3 protein-coding genes are annotated in these 5,108 nt (G+C 73.9%); 1 reads left to right on the top strand and 2 read right to left on the bottom strand.

Annotation, left to right across the window (positions count from 1 at the left end; translation table 11 throughout):
• The first annotated feature begins 2,593 nt into the window (after positions 1-2,593).
• Positions 2,594-3,124, top strand: coding sequence for a hypothetical protein (locus tag D6689_00185; GenBank protein ID RMH45308.1), 531 nt, complete (start codon positions 2,594-2,596; stop codon positions 3,122-3,124).
• Here the strand turns inward: D6689_00185 and D6689_00180 are convergent.
• Both D6689_00180 and D6689_00175 read right to left on the bottom strand, forming a co-directional pair.
• Positions 3,085-4,470 carry a hypothetical protein gene (locus tag D6689_00180; GenBank protein RMH45307.1) on the bottom strand — a complete coding sequence of 462 codons (1,386 nt, stop codon included), beginning with the start codon at positions 4,468-4,470 and terminating at the stop codon, positions 3,085-3,087. The genes D6689_00185 and D6689_00180 overlap by 40 nt on opposite strands.
• A gap of 87 nt (positions 4,471-4,557) precedes the next feature.
• Positions 4,558-5,108: hypothetical protein (locus D6689_00175; protein ID RMH45306.1), on the bottom strand; the 551-nt coding region annotated here is incomplete at its 5' end.

Genomic DNA, 5,108 nt, shown 5'->3' with positions numbered 1-5,108 from the left:
TTCGCCGCCCGCCGCCGCGGCGCCCCGCCCGCTGCCCCGCGCGCGCAACCGCGGTTCGCCGCCCGCCGGGGGAATCTGCCCCACGCCCGCGACACGCGGTCACGCGCAGCCCGCCCCGGGGGCGCGTCGCGCCGATCGATCGGCGCGCAACTCGCGAGCCCGTCGTCGCACGTGCAACCAATTTCCTGGCACGCGTCATGAACGACTGCGCGGCAGAGGACCGCCGATGCCGAACCGAAGCTCCACTCCGCCCAGCCTGTGCATCCTGTCATGGATCGCCGCCGCCACCGTCGTGGCGACGCCCGCCGCCACCGCGACGGCCGCCACCGCCCCCCCGGCGCTGCGCGGCGAACGGCCGCTGGTCGTCGCGCACGGCGCGCCGGCCCGCGCCGCCCGCGACGTGAGTTGGGCGCCGCCGCACGGTCCCGGCGCCGCCGCGCTCGCCGCGTTCACCGCGCGCTACGGCCGGTCGTGGCGCGCGCTGTGGGACGCCGGCACCGGCGTGCCGCTGCGGCTGTTCGGCGAGGGCCTCGCGGCCCCCGGCGCCGTCCGATCCGCCCGCATCGCCGACGCGATCGCCCGGCGCGTGCTGCGCGAACACATCGACCTGTTGGCGCCGGGCGCAACCGAGGCCGACTTCGAGCTGGCCGCCAACGATCTCACCGGCGCGCTGCGCTCCGTCGGCTACCACCAGGTTCACGCCGGCATGCGCGTGCTCGGCGGCCACGTGAGCTTCCGGTTCAAGAACGACCGGCTGTTCGTGCTCGCGTCGACGGCGTTTCCGCACGTGGACGTCGCCGCCCCCCGCGCGCTGGTCGCGGCCGCGGAGGCTCGCCGGCGCGCGGCCGGCTGGATCGAAAAGGACTTCCCCAACGCGGCGCTCACGGCCGGTGCGGTGGAGGGACCGTTCGTGCTGCCGGTGGTCCGCCCGCGGCGCATCGACTACTACGCCGTGCTCGCGGTCGACGTGGCGAGCGCCGCGCCGCTGGCGCGCTGGCGCGTGTACGTCGACGCCGAGACCGGGGTGCCGGTCGCGCGCGAGCAGACGCTCCGCTTCGCCAGCGGGCAGATGTCCGTCCGCGCCCCCGTCCGCTGGTGGGGCGGCGGCTACGCCGACTACCCGGCAGCCGACGTCGACGTCACGATCGACGGCGCGGCTGCCCGAGCCGACAGCGAGGGCCGGGTGACCTGGTCGGGCGCGGGCACGGCCCAGATCGCCGCGCGCGCGCGCAGCGCGCACGTCCGCGTGTTCAACGACGCAGGCGCCGACATCGAGCGCACGTTTTCCCTCGCCGACGGCGGCGCGCTCGTGTGGGACGAGTCCGACGACGAGTACGCCGACGCACAGCTCACCGCGCTCGTGCACGGCTATCGCGTCAAACAGTGGGCGCGGACCGTGTCGTCGATCGGCTGGCTCGATGAGCCGCTCATCGCGACGGTCAACATCGCCGACACCTGCAACGCGTTCTCGGACGGGACGACGATCAACTTCTTTCGCTCGGGAAATGGCTGCGGCAACACCGGCCGCATCGCCGACATCGTGTACCACGAGTTCGGCCACTCGCTGCACAACCACGCGCTCATCGACGGCGTCGGATCGTGGGACGGCGCGCTGTCCGAGGGACTGAGCGACTTCGTCGCGGCGACCATCACCGGCGATCCGCGGATGGGGCCCGGCTTCTTCGGCGACGATCGCCCGCTGCGCCACTGCGACCCGGACGGCTACGAGCACCGTTGGCCCGAAGATCGCGGGGAGATCCACCACACCGGCAAGATCTACTGCGGAACGATGTTCGACCTGCGCAAGGCGATGATCGCGACGCTCGGCGAGGTCGACGGCGTGGCGTTCACCGACAAGCTATTTTACGAGTCGTTCCGCCGCGCGGACGACATTCCGTCGACCTACGTCGAGGCGCTCGCGTGGGACGACGACGACGGCAACCTCGCCAACGGCACGCCGCATCAGCGCGAGATCGACGCCGCGTACGCGGCGCACGGCATGGCGACCCCCGACGGCACGACCGGTCCGCGCGTGCGCCCGCCGCGCGTCGACGGGCGAACGGTCACGCTTCCCGTGTTGCCCGCGGGCGCGTGCCCGGCCGGCGAGGTGGTCGGCGCCACGCTGTACTGGGAGCTGCGCGGCGAGCCCGGCACCGGCGGGTCGGCCACGATGGCGAAGACGGCCGGCGCCTACGAGGCCGAACTGCCGGACGCCCCGTTCGGGTCGGTGATCCGCTACCGGATCGAGTTCCAGCAGGCCGACGGCACGACCCACGCGCTGCCGGCCAACCCGGCCGACCCGATGTACGAACAGTTCGTCGGCGAGGTGACGCCGCTTTACTGCACGGACTTCGAGACGGATCCGGCGGCCGACGGCTGGGAGCACGGACTGTCGCGCGGCGAGGCCGGCGAGGGGGCGGACGACTGGCAGTGGGGCGTCCCGGCGGGCGCGGCCGGCGACCCGCGCGCCGCCCATTCCGGCCAGCGCGTCTACGGCAACGACCTGGGCGGCGACGGGTTCAACGGCGAGTACCAGAGCGACAAGACGAACTACTTGCGCAGCCCCGCGGTCGACACGCGCGGGTATGACCACGTGCGCCTGCAGTACCGGCGCTGGCTCCGCGTCGAACAAGGGCTCGCCGATCGCGCGACGATCTACGCGGACGGCGACCCGGTCTGGTCCAACCTCGCCGACGGCCAGACGCACCACCTCGACGCCGAGTGGCGTTTCCACGACGTGGACCTCACCGCGGCGGCCGCGGACGGAACCGTGCAGGTGACGTTCGAACTCGACACGGACTCCGACGGCACGTTCGGCGGATGGACGATCGACGACGTCTGCATCGTCGGCTACAACCTGCCGGCCTGTGGCAACGGCGTGGTCGAAGCGGGCGAGGCGTGCGACGACGGCAACGCCGACGACGCGGACGGCTGTCGCTCCGACTGTACGGTTGGCCACGGCGGTGGCGACGGCGGTGGGGGCGGCGGAGACGACGGGGCGACGGGGCCCGACCCGACCGTCGTAGGCGGATGCGGATGCAACGGAGGCGGCGCCCCGGGCGGCGCGTGGCTCGCCGTCGTCGGCTACGCCCTCGCGCGCCGGCGCCGGCGGGCGAGCGCGTAGGCCACCGCGATCGCCCACAGGCCGCCGTCGACCGGCGACGCCGCCCGGCAACCGCAACCGCCGCCGTCGCGAGGGAGCGTGCACGCGGACACGTCACCGAACGTCCGGCACTCGTAGCCGTCGGGACACGCGGGCGCCCCGTCGCCGCACGGCTCGACGCAGATCCCGACCTCGCCGTCGCACGCGCCCGACCGGCAGTCCGAGCCGTCAGCGCAATCGGCGCCCAACGCGCCGGGCGTCGGCGCCCCGTAGCGACAGGTGAAGTCGCCCGGCGTCCCCTCGTCGGAGCACAGCGTGAGCGGCGGCGGGCAGACCTCCTCGATGGGCCGGCTCGGATCGCACGGCGCCGAGCAGAACCGGATGCGCGGATCGTCGATCGCGGGGGCGCACAGGCGGTCTTCGCAGTCGAAGTCGTCGCTGCACGGATCGCCCGCGAATCCGCCCACCGGGCAGTCGAGGTCCGGTCGCGGACAGTCGGACGCGCATACCCCGTCGAAGCCGCACGGATCGCAGTCGGGATCGGGCGTGCGGCAGCCGTCGGTCACGCACACGCCGTCCTGCTTGCACGGTCCTTCCCATGCGTCGTAGACCTCGATGAGCCAGTCGGCGTAGGTGTCCGTGCGCGCGACGCGCGACTCGGACCGGCATGCGTTCGAGCCGTACGAACTCACCGCGATCACGACCTCGCCGTTGGGGAAGTCGTCGCGCAGCGTCGGCCCGCCCGAGTCGCCCTGGCAGATGTTGTGGCCCTCGTCGCCGTACCCGATGTGGTGTTTGCCGATCGAGGTGACGCGCAGGTCCACCGTGCGCTTGACCCCGGCTCCGGTCTGCGCCTCGCCGTCGGTCACGCCGAACCCGACGACGCGGACGGTGTCGCCGACTTGTACGAGGCCGTCCAGCGGATCGATCTGAAAGCGCATCGGTTCGATCTCGGCCGGCGCGTCGCGGCCGAGCCGGACCATGGCGATGTCGTAGAACTGGAACGTCTCGTAGTAGCGATGCGCCGCGAGCTGGACCAGCGGCACGGACGCGAAGAAGCCGTCGCTGCCGCCGGTGCCGAAGTGGGCCTGGCCCGAGTGGCTGCCCGCGCGAATCGCGTCGATCACGCAGTGGCCGGCGGTGAGCAACGTGCGCCTGCCGACGAGGGTCGCCGTGCAGCTGCCCCCGCCGGTCACGATCATCGCGATCGCCGGATCGCCGGTGTCGACCACCCCACCGATGATCGGCGCGCGCGTGTCGTCGACCGGCAGCGGGCCCTCGTCGACGCACGCGCCGGCGGCGCACGCGAGGGCGGCGCAACCGGCGGCCAGAGCGGGCGAGATCGTTCGGCGCGGCGACGTGGTCACGGACGTCAGTGGTTGTAACGGAAGTCGCGCGGATGCGCCACCGCGGGCGTGCGCCGCGGACGGCCCGCACCGGCGATCGCGAACTCGTTAACGCCCGTGCTCGCCGTGATCGGGGTCGCGGCCGCCGTGGCCGTGCTCGCCGTGCTCGCCGCGATCGGGGTCGTGGCCGCCGTGGCCGTGATCGCCGTGATCGGGGTCGCGGCCGCCGTGGCCGCCGTGGCCGTGATCGGGGTCGTGGCCGCCGTGGCCGTGCTCGCCGGCCGCCGCGTGCCCGTGCGCACCCGCCGCCTCGGCGCGATCGAACGCGTCGGCCCACGCGAGGATCGCGGCCAGTTCGTCGCCGCGGACCGCGCCGGGATCGTCCTTCGGCATCGTCGGCTCGTCCCCGGTCGCGCCGAGCACCTTGCGGATCGTCGCGGGCAGCTCGCCGGCATGGTGACCGCCGAACGGATAGCCGCCCATCGAAAAGTGGGCGACGCCCTTGGGCTGCTTTGCGCGCCCCGGCCTGGGCGTGTGGCAGTGAGCGCAGTGCTCGGCGAACACGGGCGCGGCGCGCTCGTAGGCGGCGCGCTCGGCCGCGAGCAGCTCGTCGGACGTCGGCTCGGACGCGGGCGCCGTCGCGTCGGCGTCCGGCTCGG

It is taken from the genome of Deltaproteobacteria bacterium (genome assembly GCA_003696105.1).
Classification (GTDB): domain Bacteria; phylum Myxococcota_A; class Polyangia; order Haliangiales; family J016; genus J016.
This window is presented reverse-complemented; position numbering and strand designations above follow the sequence as displayed.